This is a genomic window from Streptomyces guryensis (assembly GCF_021261325.1).
GTDB lineage: Bacteria > Actinomycetota > Actinomycetes > Streptomycetales > Streptomycetaceae > Streptomyces > Streptomyces guryensis.
The window spans coordinates 1-25,809 of sequence record NZ_JAJSBI010000002.1; the positions used below are offsets into that span (position 1 = coordinate 1).

Below are 25,809 nucleotides of genomic sequence, written 5' to 3' on the forward strand. Positions count from 1 at the left end.
TCTCCAACGGCGCCTCTCGGGCCCGGTGGCACCACCCCCCAGGTCATCCCTTCGACAGGGGGGAACAGCCATGCCGGGCCCGGAGGCCAGCGGTCCCATTGCAGGACCGCAGAAAACATAACGGGGGCTCCACCCGTGGGTGGAGCCGGGGGCGGTGTGCGGATCCACCCGAGATCCACCCCTGCTCCGATCTGCTGACCTGCGAACTTCCGTAGCGTCGAAGGTGTCGACAGCACTCGCTGCCGACGCCCCTCTTCGCTCTCGGAGGTTCTGATGTCCGGGCTGGTCAACGGGCTGGCGATCGCGGCCGTCGTCGTCCTCGTACTCGTGCGACAGTTCCGCGCGCAGCAGATCGGTGCGGGCAGGCGCTGGTGGCTGATGCCCGTGATCCTCGCCGTCGTGGCGCTGCGCGAGCCCGGTATCGTCGACGCCCACCACCGGACGGAGTCGGTCGTCCTGCTCGGCGCCGAGCTGCTCGTCGGACTTGCAACCGGGGCCGGCTGGGCCTGGACGACACGAATATGGGCCGAGCCGGACGGCACGACCTGGAGCAGGAGCACCACGGCGAGCGTGACCGTCTGGATCGTGGGCATCGCCCTGCGTGTCGGCCTCTTCGCGCTCGGCGAGGCCTTCGGCGTCCATCAGGGCAGCTCCGCCCTGCTCGTCGCCCTCGCGGCCACCCTCCTGGTCCGCTCCGGCATCCTGGTTTGGCGGGCGCAGTCCGTGGCTCCCCCAACCCGTGGGGTTGCGGCGTACGGTGACCCCATGGTCCGCCCCGCGCGGAAGGAGCGCGTGTGACGCAGAACGCCTGGATGCGCTGGCCCTCGCGGGAGGCCCTCGGGCGGGCGGACATCTCGCGACCCCGGCGCATGCTCGCCTGGGCAGTGAGGTTGTTCGCCCTCGCCATCCTGTTGTGGGGCGCCTTCAACAGCAGCCGTGTCCACGGCTGGGTGACGGTGGTGGGTGCCCTCGGCGTGGCCGCGGCCGGAGTACTCGCGTGGGCCCTCTACCGGACCACGTTCCAGCACAGGCTCTGGCCCTCCCTCGCCATCCTGATTCTGCTGCTGGGGCTGGCCGTCGGAGCCCAGGCCGTGGGCTTCCGGGCACCGGCCCTCGTCCTCTGGTGCGGCTGCGCCATCACCGCGCTGGAGCGGCTGCCGCTGGCCGTAGCCCTGCCGACGGCGTCCGTGGCCCTCGCGTCGTACGCCGCGGTCAACAACGACGTGTGGCTGACCACGGCGGCCACGACGGCGGGCCTGGCCCTGGCCGGTTACGTCCTGCGGCTCGACGCCGAAGCCCGGGGCAGCGCCCAGCGCCTGCTCGCCCAGGAGCGTGCCGCCCGTGCCGCGGAGGCGGAGTCGGCGGCGCTCGCGGAGCGGGCCCGCATCGCACGTGAGATCCATGACGTGCTGGCGCACAGCCTCTCGGCCCAGCTCGTGCACCTGGAGGCGGCCCGGCTGCTGATCGAGCGGGGCGCCGGCCGGGAGCAGATCCTGGAGCGGGTGGTGGCGGCACGGGGGATGGCCCGTGACGGTCTCGACGAGACGCGGCAGGCGCTCTCGGCGCTGCGCGGCGAGCTGACTCCGCTGGAGGACTTCCTCTCGCAGCTCGTCGATACGTCGGCCGGGGCCGAGGTCACCATTACGGGTGAGCGCAGGCAGCTGCCCGCGGAGGCGTCGCAGGCCGTGCGCAGGGTCGCGCAGGAAGCCCTGACGAACGTGCGCAAGCACGCGGCGGGAGCCAAGGTACGGGTGCGGCTCGCCTACAGCGACCATCAAGTGGCGCTGGATGTGCGGGACTCCGGCGGTACGCCGGGCGAACTCGCCGAGGCCGGTGCCGGGTACGGTCTGCTGGGCATGCGCGAGCGTGCCGAGCTGTTGGGCGGTTCGCTGGAGGCCGGGCCGGACGAGGAGGGGTTCGTGGTGACGCTGAAGGTGCCCGTATGACGGAAGGGGCGGAACAGCGGCCGGCGCGTGTGGTGGTCGCGGACGACCAGACCGTCGTGCGTGAGGGCATCGTGATGCTGCTGGGGCTGTTGCCCGGGGTCGAGGTCGTCGGTGCCGCGGGGGACGGGGACGAAGCGGTCCAGCTCGTTGCGGAACTCGCCCCGGACGTGGTGCTGATGGACCTGCGCATGCCGCGCTGCGACGGTGTGGAGGCGACACGGCGCATTCGCGAGGAGTACCCCGGGACGCAGGTCGTGGTGCTCACCACATACGCGGACGACGAGTCCCTGTTCCCGGCGCTGCGGGCGGGAGCGCGGGGTTATCTCACCAAGGACGCGGGCGGGGAGGAGATCGTACGGGCCGTGCAGAGCGTGCTGTCCGGGGACGCCGGGCTGTCGCCGAGCATCCAAAGACGGCTGTTGGAGAGGCTGTCCGCGCCGGAGCCGCAGCCGGCCGCCGTGACCGAGGCGCCGGACGGGCTCACCGCGCGGGAGACCGAGGTGCTGTTGCTGATCGCCGACGGTCTCAGCAACCAGGAGATCGCCCGCAAGCTGCATGTCTCGACCGCGACGGTGAAGACCCACATCAACAACCTCTTCACCAAGACAGGGCTCAAGGACCGTGCCCAGGCGGTGCGTTATGCGTATGCGAAGGGTCTCGCGCGGCCACCGGTGGGGTGAGTCACCTGATGGGGTGAAGAGCGCGGAGAAGGAGAGCCGGGGATCTTTCCGTTCTGTCCATCCTTGGGCATGCAGTCAAGTAATGGCCGTCCTCGTGGAAGCGGGGGCGACGACGAGGGTTCTGCCGAGTACCGCCAGGGGCATGACCCGTCCCCCGCCGACGCGACCGGATGCGCGAGGTACCACGACCCGTGGTACGAGGCACTTGCCTCCGGATGGGGCGAGTTGGACGGCCTGGGCGGGCAGGTGTCTGTGCCCGGGGAGGGAGTCGCACCCCGGGCGAGCGAGGACGGGACAGGGGGCGCCGCCGATGTCTACCTCGAGGTGCAACGCAGCGCGGCGTTCCAGGAAGTGCGCAGCCGATACCTCAGGTTCGTCGTGCCGGGAGTCGCTGTCTTCTTCGTCTGGTACATGGCATACCTCGTGACCGCCACCACCGTGCCCGGGTTGATGGCGCATCCCGTGGCCGGCGCCATGAACGTGGCGATGCTCGCCGGGCTCGGGCAGTTCCTCAGCACCTTCCTGTTCGCATGGGCCTACGCCCGGCATGCGAGGCTGCGCCGGGACCGGGCCGCGCTCGAACTGCGGTGGAACACGCAGGAACTGACGCGGGGCCTCGGGGGTGGTGCGTCGTGACCGGCGGCCATCAGACGCTCGCGCTGTTGCTGTTCAGTGTGTTCGTCGCCGTCACCCTGGCGATCACGACGTGGGTGAGCCGCAACAGGCAGGGTTCGGCGGAGGAGTTCTATGCGGGCGGGCGTCTTTTCTCGCCCATGGAGAATGGTTTTGCCATTGCGGGCGACTACATGTCGGCCGCTTCCTTCCTGGGTGTCACGGGGCTCATCGCGCTGTTCGGATACGACGGGATGCTGTACGTGGTCGGCTTCCTCGTCGCCTGGCTGCTGGTGCTCTTCCTCGTCGCCGAACTGGTGCGCAACTGCGGGCGGTTCACGCTCGCCGACGTGGTCGCGGCGCGGATGCGTGAACGGCCGGTGCGTATCGCGGCGGGAACTTCCTCGGTCACCGTGTCCGTCCTGTATCTGGTGGCGCAGATGGTGGGGGCCGGCAGCCTGGTCGCGCTGCTGCTGGGGGATACGAGCGCGGCGGCGCGGGCCTGGACCGTCATCGGTGTCGGCGCGCTCATGGTGATCTATGTGTCGCTGGGCGGGATGCGGGCAACCACCTGGATCCAGATCGTCAAGGCGGTGCTGCTGCTCGCCGGTACGGTCGCGTTGACCGTGCTCGTTCTGCTGCGCTTCCACGGCGATTTCGACCGGCTGCTGTTGACGGCGGCCGCGCGCAGTGGTCACGGCGACGCGTTCCTGGCCCCGGGGCTGAAGTACGGCGGGGACTGGACCGCCCGCCTCGACTTCATCAGCCTCGGGCTCGCCCTGGTGCTGGGCACGGCAGGGCTCCCGCACATCCTGTCCCGCTTCTACACCGTGCCCACCGCCCGGGCGGCGCGGTGCTCGGCGCTCTGGTCGATCGGGCTCATCGGCGGCTTCTACCTGATGACGATCATCCTCGGTTTCGGGGCGGCCGCGATCGTGGGGCCGGATGCGGTACGCGAGTCGAACGCGGCAGGGAACACGGCGGTGCCGCTCCTGGCGCTCGCCCTGGGTGGCGGTGCGAACTCCACCGCAGGAACGGTTCTCTTCGCGGTCGTCGCCGCCGTCGCCTTCGCCACGATCCTCGCGGTGGTCGCCGGGATCACGCTCGCCTCCTCGGCGTCCGTGGCCCACGACCTGTATGCGTCCCTGCGACGCGGCCGTGCCGAGCCGCGCAGCGAGGTTGCCGTGGCACGCGTCGCCTCGGTCGGTATCGGGGTGGTCGCGATCGCCCTCGGCCTGCTGGCCCGCGACCTCAATGTCGCGTTCCTGGTCGGCCTCGCCTTTGCAGTCGCCGCGTCCGCGAACCTCCCGGTGCTGCTCTACTCGTTGTTCTGGCGCGGCTTCACCACCCGTGGTGCCGTGTGGGCCGTATACGGCGGACTGGTCCCCGCACTCGCCCTCGTCGTGCTGTCGCCAGTGGTGTCGGGCAGTCCGGAATCGCTGTTCCCGACCGTCGACTTCCAGTACTTCCCGCTCCAGAACCCCGGCCTGGTGTCGATCCCGATGGGCTTCCTCGCGGGCTGGCTCGGCACGGTCACCTCCGACGAGATCCCCGACGAGGCCAAACACGCGGAGACCGAGGTGCGGGCGCTGACGGGGGCGGGGGCCGCATAAGGAGCGCCGCCCTCACCGGCGTAGGGCGCCCGCTCGTCGTCGTAGTACATCTGCCGCACGGTCGTACGGCGTACAGCGCCCTTCGGCTACGGGGCCACCCACGCGTACAGGTGTTCCGGGCGCCCCGTGTCGCCGTACTTGAGGGAGAGACGGAGGCGGCCGGCCTGTTCGAGGTGGCGGAGGTAGCGCTGGGCGGTGGAGCGGCTCAGGCCGGTCGCCGCGGCCACCTCGTGCGCCGAGAGGGCGTGCTCGGCGTGGTGCAGGACCCGGCAGATCAGGTCGGTCGTCGGTTCCGAGTGGCCGCTGGGCAGGCCTGGTGACGACGGCGCCGGTGTGGTGCGCAGGGCACCGAAGATCCGGTCCACCTGCTCCTGGCCGGCAATTCCACGGCCGCCGACCCGGTCGACGGTGCGGCGCAACGCGGCGTACGAGTCGAGGCGGGTGCGCAGAGCGGCGAAGGTGAACGGCTTGACCAGATAGTGCAGCGCGCCGAGGCGCATCGCGGCCTGCACGGTCGCCACGTCGCCGGCCGCGGTGATCATGATGACGTCCGTGCCGAGGCCCTGTTCCCGCATGCGGTGGACGAGTTCGAGGCCCGTCTGGTCGGGCAGGTAATGGTCGAGCAGGACCAGGTCGATCGTCCCACGCTGCACGCTGGCCAGCCCCTGGGCAGCGCTGTGTGCGCGGGCGGCGACCCGGAAGCCGGGAACCTTTCCCACGTATTTGGCGTTGATCTCGGCAACGCGGAAGTCGTCGTCCACGACCAGGACGTCAATCATCGGGCCTCTTTCTGTCAAGGCCTGGCGAGCGTTGAGCCCGTGTTTCGGCTCCGCTGTTGTAGCGCGCGCAAAACGAGCACAACAGGCTGTTGCAAGCAAAAGAACGGCATGCGCTCACAAGGCTGCTCCGGTGGCCCGGGCCACATCTACCGTCCCCGGCCATGAGCGCAGACATCAGCCCCGCCATCCAGCTACGGGGCGCGAGCAAGATCTTCAGGACCCCGTCGGGGGGTCTGCACACGGCCGTCAGGGAGTTGGACCTCACGGTCGGGCGTGGCGAGTTCGTGGCGGTCGTCGGTCCCACGGGGTGCGGCAAGTCGACAACGTTGACCCTGGTCAGCGGGTTGGAAGAGCCCACCGAGGGTGACGTTCTGGTCGCCGGGGAGCCGGTTCGCGGTGTCGGTGACAAGGTCGGATTCGTCTTCCAGCAGGACGCCACCTTCCCCTGGCGCACCGTTCTGTCGAACGTCATGGCGGGCCCGCGTTTCCGCGGTGTGCCCAAGGCGGAGGCGAAGCAGAAGGCGCGTGAATGGCTGGCCCGGGTCGGCCTCGCGGCCTTTGAGGACCGCTACCCGCACCAGCTCTCCGGAGGTCAGCGCAAGCGCGTCGCCCTTGCCGCGACCTTCGTCAACGACCCCGAGATCCTGCTGATGGACGAGCCGTTCTCGGCGCTCGACGTGCAGACCAGGGCCCTGATGTCGGACGAGTTGCTGGAGCTCTGGTCGGGGACGGGTGCCTCCGTGGTCTTCGTCACACACGACCTGGAGGAGTCGATAGCACTGGCCGACAAGGTCGTCGTCATGACGGCCGGCCCGGCCACCGTGAAGCAGGTCTTCGACATCGACCTGCCGCGGCCGCGCAAGGTCGAGTCGGTGCGCCTCGAGCCGCGGTTCATCGAGATCTACCGCGAGATCTGGGAGTCCCTCGGCGAAGAGGTCCGCATCACCCGCGAGAGGGGCGCCGCCCATGTCGCCTGACGTCATGCCCGAGGCACAGGTCGCGCCGACCATGACCGAGCCCGGCAACAAGACGGACCGTGCGCATTCGCGTGCGCGTGCCGCCCGTAGACGCAAGATCGCCGTGATGGCCGCCCGCGTGCTGCTCCTGGTCGCGGTCCTGGGGCTGTGGGAGGCGTTCTCCCGGGCCAAGGTCATCGATCCGTTCAACTTTTCGATGCCCTCGAAGATCTGGGACCAGGTCTACGCCTGGGTGATGCACGGGACGGCGCAGGGTCCGCTGGGGGAGCAGATCTGGTACACGCTGTACGAGGCGCTGCTCGGCTGGGTCCTCGGTGTGATCGTCGGTGTCGTGTTCGGCATCGTCCTCGGCCGGATCACCTTCCTCGCCGATGTCCTTGGTCCATACATCAAGGTGCTCAACTCGATACCCAGGATCGTCCTCGCCCCGATCTTCATGATCTGGTTCGGACTCGGTCCGGCCTCCAAGGTCGCGTCGGCCGTCGTCCTGGTCTTCTTTCCGGTCTTCTTCAACGCCTTCCAGGGTGCGCGGGAAGTCGATCGCAACCTCGTCGCCAACGCCCGGATCCTCGGCGCGAGCAATCGCAGGGTGACCCTCCAGGTGGTCATTCCCTCTGCGACCTCGTGGATCTTCACCAGCCTTCATGTCAGCTTCGGCTTCGCCCTCATCGGCGCCATCGTCGGCGAGTACCTCGGCGCGACCAAGGGCATCGGCCTGCTCATCTCGCAGTCGCAGGGGACCTTCAACACGGCCGGTGTGTACGCCGCGATGGTCATCCTCGCCGTGGTCGCACTTGCCGCCGAGGGGCTGCTGACCTTCGCCGAGCGCCGCATCTTCCGGTGGAAGCCGACGGGTTCCGACAGCTGAACTCCCGCCCCGAGCCGCCACTTTCCCCGCACCGCTCTCTCACAAGGACGTGAACCCTCATGCGCAAGACCGCCAGATACTCCGCCCTGGCCGCCGCCGGTCTGCTCGCCCTCTCCTCCCTCACTGCCTGTGCCAATGACGTGGCCGGCACCGCCTCCAGCAAGGGCGACGGCAAGGGGACGAAAGTCAAGATCATGGTCGGCGGCCTGGACAAGGTCATCTACCTGCCCGCGATGCTCGGCCAGCGGCTCGGCTACTTCGATGCCGAGGGCCTCGACGTGGAGCTGCTGAGCGAGCCCGCCGGTGTCCAGGCCGAGACCGCGCTCGTCTCCGGACAGGTCCAGGGGGCCGTCGGTTTCTACGACCACACCCTCGACCTGCAGACCAAGGACAAGGCAGTGGAGTCGGTGGTGCAGTTCTCGCACGCGCCCGGCGAGGTGGAGATCGTCTCCAGCAAGGCGGCGGGCGACATCAAGTCCCCCAAGGACTTCAAGGGCAAGAAGCTCGGCATCACCAGTCTCGGCTCGTCGACCGACTTCCTCTCCAAGTACCTTGCCGTCAAGAACGGGGTGAATGTCAGTGAGTTCACGCCGGTCGCGGTCGGAGCGGGGCCGACCTTCATCGCGGCGCTGCAGAAGGGTGCCATCGACGCGGGCATGACGACCGACCCGACCGTCGCCACCGTCCTGGACAAGAAGGCGGGCAAGGTGCTGCTCGACATGCGCACTCCCGAGGGCTCCCAGGAGGCGCTCGGCGGCCCGTACCCGTCGTCGAGCCTGTACATGCAGACGGACTGGGTCAACAGTCACAAGGACACCGTCCAGAAGTTGGCCAATGCCTTCGTCAGGACGCTCAAGTGGATGTCCACCCACAGCTCGACGCAGATCGCCGACAAGATGCCTGCCGACTACTCGCAGGGCAACAAGATCCTGTACGCGGCAGCCATCGAGAGCTCTCTGCCGATGTTCACCAAGGACGGCGTCATGCCCAAGGACGGCCCCGAGACCGTCGAGAAGGTCCTCAAGGCGTTCAATCCCAACATCAAGAACGCCAAGATCGATCTGAGCAAGACGTTCACCACCGAATTCGTGGAGAAAGCCGCGGGCTGAGTCCGTATGTAGGTGGGGGCACGGCTCCTTCCCCCGCCCCCACCCGCCGTGCCCTCAGGCGCGGGTCGCCCACACGTAACGGTGTTCAGGGCGGCCCGCGTCGCCGTATTTCAGGGTGAGCCGGGCCCGTCCCGTGCGCTCCAGGAGCTTCAGGTAGCGCTGGGCGGTCTGGCGGCTCACTCCGGTCCGGTCGGCGATCTCCTGGGCCGACAGCGGGCCTTCGGCGCTCATCAGGGACTGACGTACGAGCTCCGCGGTGGTCGGGGAGTGGCCCTTGGGCAGCCCCGGCTCCGAAGAGGCCGACAGGGCGCCGAAGATGCGGTCGACCTCGGCCTGCTCCGCCTCGCCGCCGCCGTCGAGCGTACGGCGCAGCTCCGCGTACGCCTCCAGTTTGGCGCGCAGGCCCGCGAAGGCGAACGGCTTGACCAGGTACTGCAGCGCGCCGTGCCGCATCGCGGCCTGCACGGTCGAGATGTCACGAGCCGCCGTCACCATGATCACGTCGGTCTGGTGGCCGCGCCGGCGCATCTCCTGGACGACCGCGAGACCCGTGTCGTCGGGCAGGTAGTGGTCCATGAGGACCAGGTCCAGACGGGGCAGCGTCTCCAGCTGGCTGAGGGCCTCTGCGGCGCTGTGCGCCTCGCCGGCGACATGGAAGCCCGGCACCTTCTCGACGTAGGCGGCATTGACCTGGGCGACCCTGGTGTCGTCGTCCACGACCAGGACCTCGATCATCGCGACTCCTCCTTGACGCTCGTGGCCGCGTTGACGGTCGCGTCCGCGCTTGTGGTCAGGGCCGGCTCAGGCGCCGGTTCGGTCAGTGCTTCCGGCAGCACGACGGTGAACTCCGCGCCGCCGCCGTCCGCTTCACCCACTGTCGCGCTGCCGCCCTGGCGCTCCGCGAGCCTGCGCACCATGGACAGGCCGATGCCGCGCTTGCGGTGTGCGGGTGGCTCCTTCGTGGACCACCCGTCAGTGAAGATCAACTCGTGTTGTCCCGCCGGGATTCCGGGCCCGGTGTCGCGCACCCTGAGGACGGCGGTGCGCCCTTCGGCGCGCAACTCGACCTCCACGCGCGCGTGGCGGGTGCCCGCGACCGCGTCGAGCGCGTTGTCCACCAGGTTCCCGACGATCGTGACGAGCCCCCTGGGGTCGATCAGCCGGTCCGGGAGCCGCGTCCGGTCCGAGACCCACAGGGCGACGCCGCGCTCGGCCGCGACCGTTGCCTTGCCGACCAGCAGAGCGGCGATCAGCGGGTCCTGGATCTTCTCGGTGACCTGCTCCGCGGTGACCCGGTGGTCACCGACCACCTCCCCGACGAATTCCACGGCGTCGTCGTACATCTCCAGTTCGAGCAGGCCCAGGAGTGTGTGCATGCGGTTGGCGTGCTCGTGGTCCTGGGCGCGCAGGGCGTCGATCAGTCCGCGTGTCGAGTCGAGTTCGCGGCCGAGCTGCTCCAGTTCGGTCCGGTCGCGCAGGGTGGCCACCGCGCCGCCGTCGTCGGTGGGCATGCGGTTGGCGACCAGGACGCGCTGGCCGCGGACGGTGAGCAGGTCGGTGCCCGCCACCCGGCCGGCCAGGATGTCGGCCGTACGTCCTTCGCCGAGCGCCTCGTCGGGGGACCGGCCGACGGCGTCGGCATCGATGCTCAGCAGCCGGTGTGCCTCGTCGTTGAGGAGGCGTACCCTGCCGGTTCGGTCCAGGGCTACGACGCCCTCCCGGATGCCGTGCAGCATCGCCTCGCGCTCCGCGAGCAGCGCCGAGATGTCAGAGAAGGCCAGGTCGCGGGTCTGGCGCTGGACCCGCCGCGAGATCAGCCAGGCGGCCAGCGCGCCGACCGCCAGGGCGCCACCGGCGTAGGCGAGCAGCCCGGGGATCGCGCCGATGAGGTCGGCCCGCACGCTGTCGTACTTGATCCCGACCGAGACCGCCCCGATGATCTTGCCGTGGGTGTCCCGGAGGGGCACTTTGCCGCGGGCCGAGCGGCCCAGGGTGCCGCTGTCGATCTCCATGACCTCTTTGCCGGCCAGGGCTTCCTTGGGGCTCGTGGAGACAATGTTGCCTATCTCCGACGCCGTGGGGTGCGACCAGCGCACCTTGTGCCGGTTCAGCACCACGATGTACTCGGCGTGTGTGGCCCGCCGGATCCGCTCGGCCTCCTTCTGCACCGGGCCGTTCCGGGTCGGCGGGGTGTTCAGGACCCCCTCGGCGATCTGCGGGTTCTGCGCCGTGGTCTCGGCTATGGCCAGCGCTTGGCGCATGGCCTCCTCATCGAGCTGCTTGCTCAGCGGCGCCAGGAACAGTCCGGTCGCGAGCACCGCGACTCCCGCGGCGATCGCCACCTGCATCAGCAGCACCTGCGAGAACACTCGCCTAGGCATACCGAAGCGCAGACGGCGTGCAAGGGGAACGGGGCTCATACCCATGACGGTACGTGGGCGGACGGTGGTGGCCGTAGGGGTGTGGCATGGATCTCTGTTCTCGCGATCAGAAACCGGAGAGGCTCCAGGTATTCGCAGCAGCGCAGGAATGGCCTCCGGGAGTGCTGGGCGCACTCCCGGAGCTGTTCGGGATACCGTTATCCGGTGGCGAGGATCTTCCCCTTGGGGTTCACCATGAGGTAGGTTCCCTTGATCGTTTTGCCGCTGCCGTCGGTGACCCACATTTCGGTCTGGTAGACCAACTTGTAGGACTTGGCCGCAATCGCTGCTTCGAACGCGCCGTTGGCCTGCTTCTTGCCCCAGGTGTGGGAAGCCGCCCCGGCATTGTTCTTGTACGTGATCTCCACGTGGGGGTGGCAGCGCGGATCGAAGCCGGCCCCGGCGGAGTTGTAGGCAAAGCCGGAGAGGAATACATGCTGGCCGTGGTGGCCAGGGAAGTTCTGCGTGTCGGCCTGGATCCAGTTGTAGGTGCATTCGTTGTGGCTGCCGCCGGCCACCAGCCCGTGGGACTGCGGGTAATGCGGGCCTTCCGCGAACGCCGCTGAGGCAGTCCCGAGCACGATGGCCGCGCCGAGAGCCGTAGCCGCGAGTCCCTTTTTCTTCCACTTCATGGTTGTTTTCCCCCTGGTCAGTTCTGAATGGTCGCGCAGGGCTTGCCGCCCCACGGTTTCCCGTCCGACTCCTTGTAAAAGGTCACGCACACCTTGGTGTCGTTCGGTCACCGCGTGTTCTGGGCCAGGTCGCCGCCGCCGTCACTGTTCCCGCCGCTGGGAGGGCCGCCGGCCCAGATGTATGCGGAATCGACTTGTGGCGAACGGGGTTGAGATTAACCACCGTTGTTCACGATGCTCAAACGACTTGAGCTACATCTGAGCATGGTGGTCAATTCTTGAAGAAGCGGGTGCGGGAGGGGTTTCGGCTCAGCTCGCGAGCGCCGTCATCCGAAGTTCCCGCACCGCCACTGCCTCCATGCGTGCAGGTGATCCGAGAACCGACGTCCCGCAGCTCTCCGGGCGGGGCGGCAGGGACGCGCCCTGGGCCACCTCGACATGCCACTGGCGGCCGTCAGCGTGGGCCACGGTCACCTGCCAGCTCGGCGCGGCTCCATCCGTTCGTACGACGTTCAGGGCGTCCGCGGCGTACTCGTGCGCGGCGGCGCGCACGGCCAGCTCGGCCGTCTGGCCGGGACGTTCCCAGGCGGAACTCCCGCGGCATCCCGCCACGACGATGCGGCCTTCCCGGACGCCGTGCAGGACGTCCTGCACGGCGTGGGCCTCGGCGCGGCCGTACACGTATCCGTACGGCAGGACGAGCAGTGTGGGGGAGAAGCGATGGCCACCCAGATGAGTGACCTCCCAGACGCCTCCCACCTCGGAGGCGGCGAGCTCGGCCGCGAGCGGGCGGCCGAGCAGCGCGCAGCAGCGGTCGCGCTTGCCGTTGGTGCAGACGAGGGCAAGCGGATCACCGGCATGCGGTCGGCCACCGAGCGCCGAGCCGAAGGTGCGGTGCCCGCCCCTGCCGAGCGCGGCGAGGTCGAGGTCGAGCAGCGCCCGCGGATCGCGGACCGTGGCGGAGTGCAGCCATGCGTTGCCGGGCATGGTGTGGGCCGCGTACACCTGCCGTGTGGTCGGCGTGCCGCAGTCGGCGTGCCGTCCCGGGCGGCGGATCAGCGCGATACGTACGCCCGTGTCCTTCGCGGCCGCCTCCAGGGCGCTGCCCACCGCCGGGTCGAGGTGGCTCGACGTGAGCGCCTTGGCGCCCCAGGGCCCCGGCTGCTCCAGCAGCAGCCAGGTCCTGGCGGTGGCAGCGGTTCCCGAGATGGGCTCGTCGAGCTCCTGGGAGACGGTTGAGCACGTCCTCACAGAGGTGAGCCTAACCTGACTTGGCTCGCGGCGGCTTCCGGTCGGGTTCGTGTCCTACGCCGGCAGAGGCCGATCCGGCTCCGGCAGCGGTTGGGGCGGCTTCGGACCGACGTAGTGTCCGCTGGGCCGCATGCGCAGCGGCCGTTCCCCGTACTCTTCGAGCGCGTGGGCGATCCAGCCCGCCGTACGCGCCACCGCGAAGATCGTCTCGCCCGCGGTGGAGGGCATTCCCGAGGACGCGGTGAGCACGGCCAGGGCCAGGTCGACATTGGCATGCAGCGCGGTGTGGCGGGCGGTGGTGGCCACGACGTCGCGGGCCGCGGCGAGGGCGGGGGCGGCGCTGGGGATCTCCTCCAGCAGGCCGAACAGGACACGCGCGCGTGGGTCCTCGCCGGGGTAGAGCCGGTGGCCCAGTCCCGGGATGCGGCGGCCGGCCCGCAGTTCTTCCGCGATGACGGGAGCTGCGTTGCCCTCGTCGAGCACGTCGAGCAGCAGCCGGTGGGCCAGACCGCTGGCTGCTCCGTGCAGGGGGCCTTCCAGCACGCCGAGCCCTGCGGAGACGGCCGCGTAGGCGTGGGCGCGGGCCGAGGCGGCGACGCGCACCGCAAGGGTCGAGGCTGCGAGGTCGTGGTCGACGAGGAGGCCGAGCGCGGTGTCCAGCACGCGCAGCGAGGCCTCGTCGGCGTCCCTTCCACTCAGCCGCGCCCACAGGCGGTGTGCCAGTGGGCCCTCGTCGCGGTGGCCGCGCCGGGCCGGTGGCAGGGCGGCGACCAGGGTGGGGATGAGGGTGCGCGCGGTGCCGAGCACGGCCTCCTCGGACAGGTCGAAGCGCAGCGGGTCCGCCACGGCGGCCGCGATCGCCGCAACCCGCAACCGGTCGGTCGGCCCGGTGTGGTCGGGCAGCGCGTCGACGGCGCCGCGGGCCACGGCGACGGAGCCCTCGGGCGCGGTGAACGCGACGCCGGGGCGCAGCCGGCCCGTCCACAGCCACTCGGCGACCTCTTCGTAGGAGTGGTGCGTGGCCAGTTCCGTGGCGTCGACGCCACGGAAGAAGTACCGGTCCGTCTCGATGAGGGTGATGCGGGTCCGTACGGAGAGTTCGCCGCCTGATGGTGAACTCCCGCTGCTCTCCCGCCTGTTCCGGCGGGCGAGCGCCTCCACCTCCTTGAGGTCGAAGGTGCTGCCCCGGCCGCCGGGCACGCGTCGGCTGCCGAGTTGGCCGCGGCTCACGTACGCGTACACGGTCTCGGGCTTCACGCCCAGCAGTTCGGCGGCTTCCTTGGTGGTCAGCCGACGTTCGGCGTGGCGGTCGGAGGGGTCTTGATCGCGCATGGGGTCACCGTATCCGCATCACGACGTATGGATCCGAAGTATTGATTCGATCAAGACTGATGACGGTCTGCTGCTGACACCGGGCGCGCTGCACTCGGGCGCCGCCCGGGATGTCACCGGGCAGATCGCGGCCGCCGCCGTACTGTTCGGTGACCGTTGAGGGTTCCCATGCGACGGCCCTCGAGCGGCTCGTCAGTGCGTGTGGTTCAGCTTGTCGTCCATCGCTGGTTGGCGGAGGCGGTGCAGATCCACAGTTCTTGACGGTGCCCGTTGATCCGGCGGGGTTGAGAGAACCGTCCGGCCGCTGTCACTTCCTGGCGGCGCCGGGTTCCGCGCCAATGGATCCCTGGTGGGCATCCGCGTAGGTCGGAGAGCCCTTCCTGCCGAAGGCGGTTCAGCAGCGGGCTGTTCCGACCGCCCCCGCAGGTAGGTCGACGTCAGCCGGCGCATGCCGGCCTTGGGCGGGACTCGCACGGTGGTCGCTCCGGCGTGCGGCTGCGCAGGGTCAGGTCCGCTTCTCCGGCGTTCGGTACCCCGGCCGGAGGGCGAGCGCCGCGTTCGAGGCACTGTAGTGCAGCAAGTGTATTGATTCAATCAATATTGACAGGTGTGCGGTCAAGCATGGAAGGTTGAATCAAGTTCAAGGAGGAAACATGCCGATCAACCGGGCCGCGACCGCCTCCGCCGACGTACCGCGAGGCCTCGCGGGCGTCGTCGTCACCGACACCGCACTGGGTGATGTCAGGGGGCTGGAGGGCTTCTATCACTATCGCCAGTACTCGGCCGTCGACCTCGCTCACACCCGCGGCTTCGAGGACGTCTGGCACCTGATGGTGCACGGTGAACTGCCGGACGCCGGGCAGTCGTCCGCCTTCGCCGCACAGACCGCGGAGCTCCGCCGCCTGCCCGACGACGTACGCGCCGCGCTGCCGGCCGTTGCCGCGGCCGGCGGCCCGTCGGGACCGCTTGCCGGGCTGCGGAGTGCGTTGTCCCTGCTCGGGGCCTCGAAGGGGTTCAGGCCGGTGTACGACATCGACGCCGACCAGCGCCGCGCGGACACGATCGCGGCCGCAGCGGCCGTACCCGCGCTGCTGACGGCCCTGTACCGCCTCGGGCAGGGCCTGGAACCGGTCGAGCCCCGCGCGGATCTGTCCTACGCCGCGAACTACCTCTACATGCTCACCGGTTCGGAACCGGACGCGGAGCGGGTCAGGGCGATCGAGCAGTACCTGATCTCCACCATCGACCACGGCTTCAATGCCTCCACCTTCACCGCGAGGGTGATCGCATCCACGGGCGCGGACGTGGCGGCCGCCCTGGTCGGCGCGGTGGGCGCGCTCTCCGGCCCGCTGCACGGCGGCGCTCCCAGTCGCGCGCTGGACACGCTCGACGCGATCGGCAGCCGAGACCGCATCGACGGCTGGATTCGTGAACACGTCCTGGCCGGGGAGCGCATCATGGGCTTCGGCCACCCCGTCTACCGCACCGAGGATCCCCGCTCCCGCATGCTGCGCGGCATCGCGCAGCAATTCGGCGGCCCGCTGGTCGACTTCGCGATCGAGGTCGAACAGCGGGTGGAGGCGATCCTGGCCGAACTCAAGCCCGGGCGCGAACTCCACACGAACGTCGAGTTCTACGCGGGCGTGGTCATGGAACTGTGCGGCCTGCCCCGAGAGATGTTCACCCCGACGTTCGCGGCGGGGCGGGTGGTGGGCTGGAGCGCGAACATCCTGGAACAGGCGGAGGACTCGAAGATCATCCGGCCGGCGGCACGGTATGTGGGGCCGGAGGCGCCGGTTGCGGTCCCGGGGTGACCCCGTGCGGCGGTTTCGGCAGCACGGATTGAAGCCGAACCCGCTGATGTGACGCCGATGGTGACGGCGACCGCAATGCGACTGGCCGGGCGGCCTTCACCGGCGTCAGTTGAGAGGAATGTCCAGGTGCGCAAGGGTGAGGAGTGCCTGGCGTCCCGCTGCCAGGCGTCGCCACCGGCTGCCGATCTCACGGTGGCGCTGACGCAGGTGACGGGCGAGGAATCGCAGGGTCGAACTGGACAGGTCGATCCCGGACGGGTACACAAGCACGGAAGCTCCTGGCGGACAACGGGTGATCTTGGTCGTGAACCCGTCTACCGGGAGCTTCACCGCGTTGTATAGACCTCCGCGACCAGCCAGCCACCCTCACCACGAGGTTGGAAGAGGCTCAGTGATCTTGGGGCGGTGGCCTCAAGGCCATGGTGTTGCCGCCCGCGGGTGCCCTGCCGTGGGGGGCTGCAGAGCACCGGGGGCGTCGAAGTGCAACGAAGACAGGCTGACTGAACGGTCGAGTGTGCGGAGGGAATGACCCCGTGGGCTATGCGTCGGGGATGTCAGCCTTGGCGTGAATGAGAGTCTCGCGGGTGACCACGACAATGCGTTCGTAGTCGGCTCTGGAGGCGTCGGCAGGGAGCAGGGCGTCGAGTTCGTCGGTGATGTCCGTGCCGATGACAGCGAACCTTCCGTCGGAGAGCTCGAAGATATCGGGGCAATTGGCACCTGTCGCGCTTCCCCGGGCGTTCGGCGGTGTACCAATCCGACGGATGATCTGGCTCACTGTTCTGGCGTTCCTTTTGGTCTCGAGCTGGGTGCGCACTGGTGCAGCGCGGCGCGATTCGGCCCGGTGGGGCCGCGGTCTCGGCAACCGGGCGGCGTGGATGGCGGTTCGGCGGGGATCGACCCGTTTCGCAGGATGCGCAGTAGTCAACCTTGTTGGCATCTGGGGAAACGCGGCGGTTTACTGGTTTGTTACCGCCCAACCGTGTGATGCGCTCAGGAGAGTGGCTCGCCGGGACGCCGTTTCACGCCGCGAGGGCGAGGAACGGCTGCGCCTACTCGGTCGGCGGCTCTCCGACCACCCACCACTCGTCGATGTCCGTTTCCTCCAGCTGGACCAGAAGCTCGTCAACCATGCGGCCGAGTTTGGCTTCGTCGGACGTGCCGATCAGTGTCGCCCGATGAGGACGGGTTGCATACCAATACTCGCGGAATATGGGAATTTGGAGCATGCTCCGGGCGAAACCGAAGAACTCTTCGCGCGTCACGTTGCCCATGCGGTAGTAGCAGAGCGCATTGGTGTACAGGGCGTTGGCGAAGAGGAACTGGCGTTGCTTCCTGGGCGGAACGGTCCCGTTGTAGGCGTCCAGTACCTCGGCCAGGTCCGGATCGTCCATGGCCTTGCTCAGCAACTCCCAGTGCAGGCGCTGCTGGTGGGCGAAGTTGGTCTGGCGCTGCGTCTGAGCGGCTTCTTCCAGATGCTCGATCCGCGTGCGCAAGGCATGGAGAGCGGGCCGCTGGGCGGCCAGGGCAACGGCGGCGCCCGCCGCCAGGCCCACGCCTGCCGACGCGACGGCCCTCAGCCCCCGAAGCCCGAAGTTCTGTGTGGCCATGTCAACCCCCGAGTCAGGCGGCCGTCCGCCGGTCGTCGGGGTGCGGGTCGACTGATGGGGACCGGCGAGCGGTGGGCGGCGCTTGCCGTCTCCCAGGGTGCCGAGCGGCTCTGATCGGCAGGGAGGCGGAGAGGCGGCGCACGGAGGGAAGCGAGGGTCGCACGCTCCGGCGCCTTGCCCAACGTCTGCCCCGCAAGTGCTGCTAACAATCGTTCACTTCGCGGTGATTATTCCGGCTCGTATCCTGGTCCGGCATTCAATCCTCGGATGTGCGCCGGGACCGCGGTCCGGTGCACGCGTCGGTGTCAGAGAGGTCGCACGTTGAGCCAGCCGAGCCACAGCCTCCGGCAGATCCCGGTCGTCGTACTCGCCGGATTCCTGGGCTCCGGCAAGACCACCCTCCTCAACCACCTCCTGCATCGCAGCGGTGGCAGCCGTATCGGTGCCGTCGTCAATGACTTCGGTTCCATCGAGATCGATGCCATGGCGGTGGCCGGAGCGCTCGGCGATTCCACCGTCTCGCTCGGAAACGGCTGCCTGTGCTGTGCCGTCGACGTCAGCGAGCTCGATCTCTATCTCGAACGGCTCGCCCGGCCCGCCGCCGGCATCGACGTCATCGTGATCGAGGCCAGCGGCCTCGCAGAACCCCAGGAACTCGTGCGCATGGTGCTCGCCAGTGAGCAACCGGGGATCGTGTACGGCGGCCTCGTCGAGGTCGTCGACGCCGCCGAGTTCGACGACACACGGGTGAGGCATCCCGAGGTCGACCGGCATCTCGCCCTCGCCGACCTCGTCGTCGTCAACAAGCTCGACCGGGCGCCGGACCCGGAGCGCGTCCTCGGGCTCGTCCGCTCCCTCGTCGACCGTGCTGCCGTCGTCCCGGCCACCTACGGCCGTATCGATCCCGAGTTCCTCTTCGACTGCAGGCCGAGCGAGGAGCGCATCGGCCAGCTGTCCTTCGACGACCTGCACGAGCACGGCGAGCACGGGGAGCACGGTCACGCCGAGCACCTGCACGCGGCGTACGACAGCCTGTCGTTCAGCTCCGAAGTGCCCCTGGACCCACGCCGGTTGATGGGGTTCCTCGACAGCAGGCCCGAGGGGCTGTACCGGATCAAAGGGTATGTCGACTTCGGGGCGTACGACGTCCACAACCGCTACGCCGTGCACGCGGTGGGGCGCTTCCTCCGGTTCTACCCGGAGCCCTGGGCGCCGGGCGACGCGCGTGTGACGCAGCTCGTCCTCATCGGCTCGGGCATCGACGCGCCCGCCCTCGGCAAGGAACTCGAGGCGTGCCACAGCGACGCCCCGCACACCGCCGACGAGCACGGTATGTGGGGCGTCCTGCGCTACGTACAGGATCCGGAAGAGGACCTCGTGGAGCCGCCGGCCTAGACCGGTCCCGCCACGACCGAAACCGTCTTCGCCAGGGACACGCCCGAGCCGTCGCGGCGCGGGTCCATCTCGGGGAGGTCGGCCGGGGTGCCGTTCTTCTGCGCCGCCTTGGCCGGGACGGGACCCGCCCAGGCCAGGGACAGGCAGTCCTCACCCTTCAGGAACCGCTGGCAGCGCACGCCACCGGTGGCCCGGCCCTTGCGTGGGTACTGGTCGAACGGGGTCAGCTTGGCCGTCGTCTGGACCGAGTCGTCGAGCGTGCCGCGCGAGCCCGCGACCGTGAACACCACGGCGTCCGCCGCCGGGTCCACCGCGGTGAAGGAGATGACCTTCGCGCCCTCGGTGAGCTTGATGCCCGCCATGCCGCCCGCCGGACGGCCCTGGGGGCGGACCTGCGCGGCCTGGTAGCGCAGCAGCTGCGCGTCGTCCGTGATGAAGACCAGGTCCTCGTCGCCGGTGCGCAGCTCGACCGCGCCGACGATCCGGTCGCCGTCCCTGAGCGTGATGACCTCCAACTCCTCCTTGTTGGACGGGTAGTCGGGGACCACACGCTTGACGACGCCCTGTTCGGTGCCGAGGGCGAGGCCGGGGGAGGACTCGTCCAGCGTGGACAGGCAGACCACCGTCTCGCCGTCCTCCAGGGAGAGGAACTCCGACAGGGGCGCCCCTCCGGAGAGGTTCGGCGCTGTCACCGTGTCCGGCAGCTGGGGAAGGTCGACGACGTTGATCCGCAGCAGACGGCCCGAGGAGGTCACCGCGCCGATCTCGCCACGCTGGGTCGCGGGTACCGCCGACACGATGACGTCGTGCTTCGTGCGCCGGGCGTCGGCGTCCTCCGGGAACGGCTCGCCGTTCGAGGTGCGGGCCAGCAGGCCCGTGGAGGAGAGCAGGACCCGGCACGGGTCGTCCGCGACCTGCAGCGGTACGGCGGCCGCCGGGGCGCCGGACGCCTCCAGCAGGACCGTACGCCGCTCGGTGCCGAACTTCTTGGCCACTGCGGCCAGTTCGGAGGAGACCAGCTTGCGCAGCTCCGCGTCCGACTCCAGGATCCGGGTCAGCTCCGCGATCTCCGCGTTGAGCCTGTCCTTCTCCGACTCCAGCTCGATGCGGTCGAACTTGGTCAGGCGGCGCAGCGGGGTGTCCAGGATGTACTGGGTCTGGATCTCCGACAGGGAGAAGCGCTCCATCAGGCGCTCCTTGGCCTGCGCGCTGTTCTCGCTGGAGCGGATGAGACGGATGACCTCGTCGATGTCCACGAGCGCCGTGAGCAGGCCCTCCACCAGGTGCAGCCGGTCGCGGCGCTTGGTGCGGCGGAACTCGCTGCGGCGGCGCACGACCTCGAAGCGGTGGTCGAGGTAGACCTCCAGGAGCTCCTTGAGGCCCAGCGTGAGCGGCTGCCCGTCCACCAGCGCGACGTTGTTGATGCCGAAGGACTCCTCCATCGGCGTCAGCTTGTACAGCTGCTCCAGGACGGCCTCCGGCACGAAGCCGTTCTTGATCTCGATGACCAGGCGCAGGCCGTGCGCGCGGTCGGTGAGGTCCTTGACGTCGGCGATGCCCTGGATCTTCTTGGAGCCGACCAGGTCCTTGATCTTCGCGATGACCTTCTCGGGACCGATCGTGAAGGGCAGTTCGGTGATGACCAGGCCCTTGCGGCGGGCGGTGACGGTCTCGATCTCGACCGTGGCACGGATCTTGAAGGTGCCGCGGCCCGTCTCGTACGCGTCCCGGATGCCGGCGAGGCCGACGATGCGGCCGCCGGTGGGCAGGTCCGGGCCGGGGATGTGCTTCATCAGGGTGTCGAGGTCCGCGCCCGGGTAGCGGATCAGGTGCCGGGCGGCCGAGATGACCTCGGCCAGGTTGTGCGGCGGCATGTTCGTCGCCATGCCGACCGCGATGCCCGACGAGCCGTTCACCAGCAGGTTCGGGAAGGCTGCGGGCAGAGCGACGGGCTCCTGCTCCTGGCCGTCGTAGTTGGGCGTGAAGTCGACCGTGTCCTCGTCGATCGACTCCGTCATCAGGCTCGTCGCCTGGGCCTGGCGGCACTCGGTGTACCGCATGGCGGCCGGCGGGTCGTCGTTGCCCAGCGAGCCGAAGTTGCCGTGGCCGTCGACGAGCGGCACGCGCATGGAGAAGGGCTGGGCCATGCGTACCAGGGCGTCGTAGATCGACGCGTCGCCGTGCGGGTGCAGCTTGCCCATGACCTCGCCGACCACGCGCGCGCACTTCACATAGCCGCGGTCGGGGCGCAGCCCCATCTCGTTCATCTGGTAGACGATGCGACGGTGCACCGGCTTCAGGCCGTCGCGGGCGTCGGGCAGGGCTCGGGAGTAGATGACCGAGTACGCGTACTCGAGGAAGGAGCCCTGCATCTCGTCGACGACGTCGATGTCGAGGATGCGCTCCTCGAACGAGTCGTCGGGCGGCGGGGTCTTCGTGCTGCGGCGGGCCATCGCTGCCGGCTCCTCTTTTCTGGCTGCTCGCCTACGGGTCGCTCACGTCCCCTTCGGCTCGCTCATGCTGAAGCGTGAACGGTATCTGTCGCGGACCATTGTGGACCGCGGCACTGACAACGCCGGCCCAGGACCCTGTGTCGGCGGTCCGGGCCGGTGCGCGGGGCCAACCTCGCCGCGACTGCCCGCAGGCTACGCGATCCGCTGTGGGCGTACGTCGTCCGGGAACTTCGCCGACGATCCGCACGCTTGCATACAGTGGCAGGACCGGCAGGAAAACCGCGGTTCGAACCACCGCATCCGCGAGGCGAAGGGACGTACATGCCCATGGGTCACACGGCCACAGACCAGGCAGGCACCGGGGGCCTGACAGCGACCGAGCACCGCCTGGCCAACGGCCTGCGCGTGGTGCTCTCGGAGGATCACCTGACCCCGGTCGCGGCGGTGTGCCTCTGGTACGACGTCGGCTCGCGCCACGAAGTCAAGGGACGTACCGGCCTGGCTCACCTTTTCGAGCACCTGATGTTCCAGGGCTCCGGGCAGGTCAAGGGCAACGGGCACTTCGAGCTGGTGCAGGGCGCCGGCGGCTCGCTCAACGGCACCACCAGCTTCGAGCGCACCAACTACTTCGAGACCATGCCCGCCCACCAGTTGGAGCTCGCCCTCTGGCTGGAGGCCGACCGTATGGGCTCCCTGCTCGCCGCCCTCGACGACGAGTCCATGGAGAACCAGCGCGACGTCGTCAAGAACGAGCGCAGGCAGCGCTACGACAACGTGCCGTACGGCACGGCGTTCGAGAGGCTGACCGCCCTCGCCTACCCGGAGGGCCACCCCTACCACCACACACCGATCGGCTCGATGGCCGACCTGGACGCGGCGACCCTGGAGGACGCGCGCGCGTTCTTCCGCACGTACTACGCGCCGGGCAACGCCGTCCTCTCGGTGGTCGGCGACATCGACCCCGAGCAGACGCTCGCCTGGATCGAGAAGTACTTCGGGTCCATCGCCTCGCACGACGGGAAGCCGGAGCCCCGCGACGGCTCGCTGCCCGAGATCATCGGTGAGCAGCTGCGCGAGGTCATCGAGGAGGAGGTCCCGGCGCGCGCCCTGATGGCCGCCTACCGGCTGCCGGAGGACGGCACGCGCGCGGCGGACGCCGCCGACCTCGCGCTCACCGTCCTCGGCGGCGGCGAGTCCTCCCGCCTCTACAACCGGCTGGTGCGGCGCGACCGTACGGCCGTCGCGGCCGGGTTCGGCCTGCTGCGGCTGGCCGGAGCGCCCTCCCTGGGCTGGCTGGACGTGAAGACCTCCGGTGACGTCGAGGTGCCGGTCATCGAGGCCGCCATCGACGAGGAGCTCGCCCGGTTCGCCGCGGAGGGCCCCACGGCCGAGGAAATGGAGCGCGCCCAGGCCCAGTTGGAGCGCGAGTGGCTGGACCGGCTCGGCACGGTCGCGGGCCGCGCCGACGAACTGTGCAGGTTCGCCGTCCTGTTCGGCGACCCGCAGCTCGCCCTCACGGCCGTCCAGCGCGTTCTGGAGGTGACGGCCAAGGAGGTCCAGGAGGTCGCCAAGGCCCGCCTGCGGCCCGACAACCGCGCCGTGCTCGTGTACGAGCCCCTCTCGCCCGAGTCCGCCGAGCACACCCAGGACGAGGACTTCCCCGAAGACCCCGAGTCCGAAGCGACGGTGGAAGCCACCGACCAGAACGAGGAGGCGGCCAAGTGACCGAGCTCGCCACGATGAAGTTCCACCCGCAGCCCCGGGCCGGCGAGGCCAAGCCGTGGGCGTTCCCGTCCCCCGAGCGCGGCGCGCTCGGCAACGGCCTGACCGTCCTGCGCTGCCACCGCCCCGGCCAGCAGGTCGTCGCCGTCGAGGTGCTCCTGGACGCGCCCCTGGAGGCCGAGCCGGCCGGCTTCGAAGGCGTCGCCACGATCATGGCGCGGGCCTTCTCCGAGGGCACCGACAAGCACTCCGCCGAGGAGTTCGCCGCCGAGCTGGAGCGCTGCGGCGCGACCCTCGACTCGCACGCCGACCACCCCGGCGTCCGGATCAGCCTCGAAGTGCCGGTCTCCCGTCTCGCCAAGGCGCTCGGTCTGCTGGCCGACGCCCTCAGGGCGCCCGCGTTCACCGACAGCGAGGTCGAGCGGCTGGTCCGCAACCGCCTCGACGAGATCCCGCACGAGCTCGCCAACCCCTCCCGCCGCGCCGCCAAGGAGCTCTCCAAGGAGCTGTTCCCGGCGGCCTCGCGCATGTCGCGCCCGCGCCAGGGCACCGAGGAGACGGTCGAGAAGATCGACGCGGCGGCCGTACGTGCCTTCTACGACCGCCATGTCCGGCCCGCCACGGCCACCGCCGTCGTCGTCGGCGACCTCACCGGCATCGACCTGGACGCGCTGCTCGGCGAAACCCTGGGCGCCTGGACCGGCTCCAAGGCCGACCCGCGGCCCGTGCCGCCGGTGACCGCCGACGACACCGGGCGCGTGATCATCGTCGACCGTCCCGGCGCCGTCCAGACGCAGCTGCTCATCGGCCGCGTCGGCGCCGACCGGCACGACCGCGTGTGGCCCGCCCAGGTGCTCGGCACGTACTGCCTCGGCGGCACCCTCACCTCCCGCCTGGACCGCGTACTGCGCGAGGAGAAGGGCTACACCTACGGTGTGCGCGCGTTCGGCCAGGTCCTCAGGTCCGCCCCGGACGGCTCGGGTGCCGCGATGCTCGCCATCAGCGGCTCCGTCGACACCCCGAACACCGGCCCGGCACTCGACGACCTCTGGAAGGTGCTGCGCACGCTCGCCGAGGGAGGCCTCACCGACGCCGAGCGCGACGTCGCCGTACAGAACCTCGTCGGAGTGGCACCGCTGAAGTACGAGACCGCGGCGGCCGTGGCGAGCACCCTGGCCGACCAGGTCGAGCAGCACCTGCCCGACGACTACCAGGCGACGCTGTACCAGCAGCTCGTCGCGACCGGCACCGTGGAGGCCACCGCGGCGGCCGTCAGCGCCTTCCCGGTGGACCGTCTGGTGACGGTTCTCGTCGGTGACGCGGCCGAGATCAAGGAGCCCGTCGCGGCCCTCGGGATCGGCGAAGTCAGGGTCGTGGCAGCCGAGTAGAGGCCCGGTCAGCGGCACGTGCGCACAGGGGCCCTGGTGACTGATGCGTCACCAGGGCCCCTTAATGTCCGAATTGGGGGAGAGGTTGCCTGTCTGCCCTGTGGCATGCGCTACAAAAGGCGTGATCCGTTTGGGGATTGAAAGCGGCCCCGCTTAGCGTCGTCCGGGCTGTCCGTCAGGCACCGCGCCGCATCCGCGGCACCGGACAGCCATCGCCGAGTCCCCGTACGGCGCGAGCCAGGGGAGCCGGGGACCCATCGCAGTCCCTGGGGTGAATCGGACGCCCGCGCGCGCAGCGAGGGGGTCCGTAGGAGACCTTCCTGCTCCGAACCCGTCAGCTAACCCGGTAGGCGAGAGGGAAGGAAAGGACCAGCCACTACATGGCGTTCACGCGCGCCACCGGGAAGCACCGTCGTCCCACGCGGATGCACCGCACCACCACTTGCGCCGCCGGAGTCGCGGCCCTCGCCACCACCGGCGTCATCGGCGCCCTGGCAGCTCCGGCGCTCGCCGCCGACAACTCCGTCGAGCAGACCGGCCTCACGCCCGTCATCAGCATCGGCGACACGATCGCCGACAGGATCGACGCGCAGGCCGACGCCCAGAAGCAGGCCGCCGAGGAGGCCGCTCTCAAGAAGGCGGCCCTGGAGGCGGCACGCGAGAAGGCCGCTGCGAAGGCCAAGGCGGAGCGCGAGGTCAAGGAGCGCGCCGCCCGCGAGGCAGAGCGCAGGCGCCTCAACACGTTCGTGGCGCCGATATCCAACTCGTACGTCTCGACCGGCTACCAGGCCAGCAGCTCCCTGTGGTCCTCCGGCAGCCACACCGGCATCGACTTCCACGCCGCGAGCGGCACGACCGTCCACGCGGTCGGCTCCGGCACCGTCGTCCAGACCGGCTGGGGCGGCGCCTACGGCAACCAGATCGTGATCAAGATGCACGACGGCACGTACACCCAGTACGGCCATCTGTCGTCCATCGGTGTCTCGGTGGGCCAGACCGTCACCCCGGGCCAGCAGATAGGCCTCTCCGGCGCGACCGGCAACACCACCGGACCGCATCTGCACTTCGAGGCCCGTACGACCCCCGAGTACGGCTCGGACATCGACCCCGTCGCCTACCTGCGCTCGCACGGCGTGAACGTCTGACGACGGATCGCAGGATCTCCTTCAGGCCCCGGCTCCCGAGCCGGGGCTTTCGACGTTTCCGCC

At 69.7% G+C, this 25,809-nt stretch carries 23 protein-coding genes, 1 pseudogene and 1 riboswitch; of the genes and pseudogenes, 14 read left to right on the forward strand and 10 right to left on the reverse strand.

Annotated elements, in window-relative coordinates:
• Window positions 1-273: 273 nt before the first annotated feature.
• The 5 genes from LJ657_RS03960 (at window position 274) to LJ657_RS03980 (ending at window position 4,851) form a co-directional block, all read left to right on the forward strand.
• Window positions 274-798 carry a DUF1453 domain-containing protein gene (locus LJ657_RS03960; RefSeq protein ID WP_232646803.1) on the forward strand — a complete coding sequence of 175 codons (525 nt, stop codon included), beginning with the start codon at window positions 274-276 and terminating at the stop codon, window positions 796-798.
• Complete coding sequence (locus LJ657_RS03965) at window positions 795-1,946, forward strand: sensor histidine kinase (protein ID WP_232646804.1); 1,152 nt, start codon at window positions 795-797, stop codon at window positions 1,944-1,946. Before LJ657_RS03960 ends, LJ657_RS03965 begins: the two co-directional genes overlap by 4 nt.
• Window positions 1,943-2,626, forward strand: a complete 684-nt coding sequence (locus LJ657_RS03970; protein WP_232646805.1) for a response regulator transcription factor — start codon at window positions 1,943-1,945, stop codon at window positions 2,624-2,626. The genes LJ657_RS03965 and LJ657_RS03970 overlap by 4 nt, the downstream gene beginning before the upstream one ends.
• Before the next feature lie 69 nt (window positions 2,627-2,695).
• Window positions 2,696-3,262 (forward strand): DUF485 domain-containing protein, encoded by a 567-nt coding sequence (locus LJ657_RS03975; protein WP_232646806.1) that lies wholly within the window; start codon window positions 2,696-2,698, stop codon window positions 3,260-3,262.
• Window positions 3,259-4,851, forward strand: a complete 1,593-nt coding sequence (locus tag LJ657_RS03980) for a monocarboxylic acid transporter (protein WP_232646807.1) — start codon at window positions 3,259-3,261, stop codon at window positions 4,849-4,851. The genes LJ657_RS03975 and LJ657_RS03980 overlap by 4 nt, the downstream gene beginning before the upstream one ends.
• Before the next feature lie 86 nt (window positions 4,852-4,937).
• Here the strand turns inward: LJ657_RS03980 and LJ657_RS03985 are convergent, their stop codons facing one another.
• Window positions 4,938-5,630, reverse strand: coding sequence for a response regulator (locus LJ657_RS03985; RefSeq protein ID WP_232646808.1), 693 nt, complete (start codon window positions 5,628-5,630; stop codon window positions 4,938-4,940).
• A gap of 161 nt (window positions 5,631-5,791) precedes the next feature.
• Between LJ657_RS03985 and LJ657_RS03990 the strand changes: the two genes are divergently transcribed.
• Genes LJ657_RS03990 through LJ657_RS04000 form a run of 3 tightly spaced genes read left to right on the forward strand, consistent with a single transcriptional unit; the run spans window position 5,792 to window position 8,584 of the window.
• On the forward strand, window positions 5,792-6,607 hold the full coding sequence (locus LJ657_RS03990; RefSeq protein WP_232646809.1) for an ABC transporter ATP-binding protein: 816 nt from the start codon (window positions 5,792-5,794) through the stop codon (window positions 6,605-6,607).
• Window positions 6,597-7,475 (forward strand): ABC transporter permease, encoded by an 879-nt coding sequence (locus LJ657_RS03995; protein WP_232646810.1) that lies wholly within the window; start codon window positions 6,597-6,599, stop codon window positions 7,473-7,475. The genes LJ657_RS03990 and LJ657_RS03995 overlap by 11 nt, the downstream gene beginning before the upstream one ends.
• Before the next feature lie 59 nt (window positions 7,476-7,534).
• Window positions 7,535-8,584 carry an ABC transporter substrate-binding protein gene (locus LJ657_RS04000; protein WP_232646811.1) on the forward strand — a complete coding sequence of 350 codons (1,050 nt, stop codon included), beginning with the start codon at window positions 7,535-7,537 and terminating at the stop codon, window positions 8,582-8,584.
• A 54-nt stretch (window positions 8,585-8,638) separates the two neighbouring features.
• On the opposite strand, the gene LJ657_RS04005 is transcribed toward LJ657_RS04000, so the two are convergent.
• The 5 genes from LJ657_RS04005 to LJ657_RS04025 form a co-directional block, all read right to left on the reverse strand.
• Window positions 8,639-9,319, reverse strand: a complete 681-nt coding sequence (locus LJ657_RS04005; protein ID WP_232646812.1) for a response regulator — start codon at window positions 9,317-9,319, stop codon at window positions 8,639-8,641.
• Window positions 9,316-11,004, reverse strand: coding sequence for an ATP-binding protein (locus LJ657_RS04010; RefSeq protein WP_232646813.1), 1,689 nt, complete (start codon window positions 11,002-11,004; stop codon window positions 9,316-9,318). Before LJ657_RS04010 ends, LJ657_RS04005 begins: the two co-directional genes overlap by 4 nt.
• A gap of 158 nt (window positions 11,005-11,162) precedes the next feature.
• Entirely contained in the window at window positions 11,163-11,636 is a 474-nt protein-coding gene (locus LJ657_RS04015; RefSeq protein WP_232646814.1) for a hypothetical protein, read from the reverse strand.
• A gap of 309 nt (window positions 11,637-11,945) precedes the next feature.
• A complete protein-coding gene (locus LJ657_RS04020) occupies window positions 11,946-12,887 on the reverse strand; it encodes a ferredoxin family protein (protein ID WP_232646815.1) in 942 nt (313 codons plus the stop codon).
• Between the two features lie 54 nt (window positions 12,888-12,941).
• Window positions 12,942-14,219 (reverse strand): citrate synthase, encoded by a 1,278-nt coding sequence (locus LJ657_RS04025; protein WP_232646816.1) that lies wholly within the window; start codon window positions 14,217-14,219, stop codon window positions 12,942-12,944.
• Here LJ657_RS04025 and LJ657_RS04030 point away from each other — a divergent pair.
• Together LJ657_RS04030 and LJ657_RS04035 are read left to right on the forward strand one after the other, a co-directional pair.
• Window positions 14,218-14,379 carry a hypothetical protein gene (locus LJ657_RS04030; protein ID WP_232646817.1) on the forward strand — a complete coding sequence of 54 codons (162 nt, stop codon included), beginning with the start codon at window positions 14,218-14,220 and terminating at the stop codon, window positions 14,377-14,379. The genes LJ657_RS04025 and LJ657_RS04030 overlap by 2 nt on opposite strands.
• Window positions 14,380-14,872: 493 nt before the next feature.
• The gene (locus tag LJ657_RS04035; RefSeq protein ID WP_232646818.1) at window positions 14,873-16,033 is read left to right on the forward strand and encodes a citrate synthase; all 1,161 of its coding nucleotides are present in this window, start codon (window positions 14,873-14,875) and stop codon (window positions 16,031-16,033) included.
• Window positions 16,034-16,156: 123 nt separating this feature from the next.
• Here the strand turns inward: LJ657_RS04035 and LJ657_RS04040 are convergent.
• The 3 genes and pseudogenes from LJ657_RS04040 to LJ657_RS04050 all read right to left on the reverse strand — a co-directional run.
• A pseudogene (locus LJ657_RS04040) lies at window positions 16,157-16,303 on the reverse strand (IS5/IS1182 family transposase); the annotation flags it as partial.
• A gap of 268 nt (window positions 16,304-16,571) precedes the next feature.
• Window positions 16,572-16,811 (reverse strand): hypothetical protein, encoded by a 240-nt coding sequence (locus LJ657_RS04045; RefSeq protein WP_232646819.1) that lies wholly within the window; start codon window positions 16,809-16,811, stop codon window positions 16,572-16,574.
• 274 nt (window positions 16,812-17,085) lie between these two features.
• Entirely contained in the window at window positions 17,086-17,643 is a 558-nt protein-coding gene (locus tag LJ657_RS04050) for a DUF6082 family protein (protein WP_232646820.1), read from the reverse strand.
• Window positions 17,644-17,964: 321 nt separating this feature from the next.
• Between LJ657_RS04050 and LJ657_RS04055 the strand changes: the two genes are divergently transcribed.
• Complete coding sequence (locus LJ657_RS04055) at window positions 17,965-19,038, forward strand: CobW family GTP-binding protein (protein ID WP_232646821.1); 1,074 nt, start codon at window positions 17,965-17,967, stop codon at window positions 19,036-19,038.
• Here the strand turns inward: LJ657_RS04055 and LJ657_RS04060 are convergent.
• Complete coding sequence (locus tag LJ657_RS04060; protein WP_232646822.1) at window positions 19,035-21,491, reverse strand: DNA gyrase/topoisomerase IV subunit A; 2,457 nt, start codon at window positions 21,489-21,491, stop codon at window positions 19,035-19,037. The genes LJ657_RS04055 and LJ657_RS04060 overlap by 4 nt on opposite strands.
• A 327-nt stretch (window positions 21,492-21,818) precedes the next feature.
• Between LJ657_RS04060 and LJ657_RS04065 the strand changes: the two genes are divergently transcribed.
• The 3 genes from LJ657_RS04065 to LJ657_RS04075 all read left to right on the forward strand — a co-directional run bounded on the left by LJ657_RS04065 (window position 21,819) and on the right by LJ657_RS04075 (window position 25,746).
• Window positions 21,819-23,216, forward strand: coding sequence for a M16 family metallopeptidase (locus LJ657_RS04065; protein ID WP_232647394.1), 1,398 nt, complete (start codon window positions 21,819-21,821; stop codon window positions 23,214-23,216).
• Window positions 23,213-24,601 (forward strand): M16 family metallopeptidase, encoded by a 1,389-nt coding sequence (locus LJ657_RS04070; protein ID WP_232646823.1) that lies wholly within the window; start codon window positions 23,213-23,215, stop codon window positions 24,599-24,601. The genes LJ657_RS04065 and LJ657_RS04070 overlap by 4 nt, the downstream gene beginning before the upstream one ends.
• A 203-nt stretch (window positions 24,602-24,804) precedes the next feature.
• A riboswitch (cyclic di-AMP (ydaO/yuaA leader) is annotated at window positions 24,805-24,969 on the forward strand.
• Window positions 24,970-24,981: 12 nt separating this feature from the next.
• Complete coding sequence (locus LJ657_RS04075; RefSeq protein WP_232646824.1) at window positions 24,982-25,746, forward strand: M23 family metallopeptidase; 765 nt, start codon at window positions 24,982-24,984, stop codon at window positions 25,744-25,746.
• The last annotated feature ends 63 nt before the right edge of the window (window positions 25,747-25,809 follow it).

What these genes read in the sequence shown, in the direction of transcription:
- LJ657_RS04005 (WP_232646812.1), bottom strand. Translation starts at nt 9,319, where the DNA reads ATGATCGAGGTCCTGGTCGTGGACGACGACACCAGGGTCGCCCAGGTC.
- LJ657_RS03995 (WP_232646810.1), top strand. Translation starts at nt 6,597, where the DNA reads ATGTCGCCTGACGTCATGCCCGAGGCACAGGTCGCGCCGACCATGACC.
- LJ657_RS03990 (WP_232646809.1), top strand. Translation starts at nt 5,792, where the DNA reads ATGAGCGCAGACATCAGCCCCGCCATCCAGCTACGGGGCGCGAGCAAG.
- LJ657_RS04030 (WP_232646817.1), top strand. Translation starts at nt 14,218, where the DNA reads ATGGGGTCACCGTATCCGCATCACGACGTATGGATCCGAAGTATTGAT.
- LJ657_RS04025 (WP_232646816.1), bottom strand. Translation starts at nt 14,219, where the DNA reads ATGCGCGATCAAGACCCCTCCGACCGCCACGCCGAACGTCGGCTGACC.
- LJ657_RS04065 (WP_232647394.1), top strand. Translation starts at nt 21,819, where the DNA reads ATGGGTCACACGGCCACAGACCAGGCAGGCACCGGGGGCCTGACAGCG.
- LJ657_RS03970 (WP_232646805.1), top strand. Translation starts at nt 1,943, where the DNA reads ATGACGGAAGGGGCGGAACAGCGGCCGGCGCGTGTGGTGGTCGCGGAC.
- LJ657_RS04075 (WP_232646824.1), top strand. Translation starts at nt 24,982, where the DNA reads ATGGCGTTCACGCGCGCCACCGGGAAGCACCGTCGTCCCACGCGGATG.
- LJ657_RS03960 (WP_232646803.1), top strand. Translation starts at nt 274, where the DNA reads ATGTCCGGGCTGGTCAACGGGCTGGCGATCGCGGCCGTCGTCGTCCTC.
- LJ657_RS04060 (WP_232646822.1), bottom strand. Translation starts at nt 21,491, where the DNA reads ATGGCCCGCCGCAGCACGAAGACCCCGCCGCCCGACGACTCGTTCGAG.
- LJ657_RS04035 (WP_232646818.1), top strand. Translation starts at nt 14,873, where the DNA reads ATGCCGATCAACCGGGCCGCGACCGCCTCCGCCGACGTACCGCGAGGC.
- LJ657_RS03985 (WP_232646808.1), bottom strand. Translation starts at nt 5,630, where the DNA reads ATGATTGACGTCCTGGTCGTGGACGACGACTTCCGCGTTGCCGAGATC.
- LJ657_RS04010 (WP_232646813.1), bottom strand. Translation starts at nt 11,004, where the DNA reads ATGAGCCCCGTTCCCCTTGCACGCCGTCTGCGCTTCGGTATGCCTAGG.
- LJ657_RS03975 (WP_232646806.1), top strand. Translation starts at nt 2,696, where the DNA reads ATGCAGTCAAGTAATGGCCGTCCTCGTGGAAGCGGGGGCGACGACGAG.
- LJ657_RS04000 (WP_232646811.1), top strand. Translation starts at nt 7,535, where the DNA reads ATGCGCAAGACCGCCAGATACTCCGCCCTGGCCGCCGCCGGTCTGCTC.
- LJ657_RS04015 (WP_232646814.1), bottom strand. Translation starts at nt 11,636, where the DNA reads ATGAAGTGGAAGAAAAAGGGACTCGCGGCTACGGCTCTCGGCGCGGCC.
- LJ657_RS04050 (WP_232646820.1), bottom strand. Translation starts at nt 17,643, where the DNA reads ATGGCCACACAGAACTTCGGGCTTCGGGGGCTGAGGGCCGTCGCGTCG.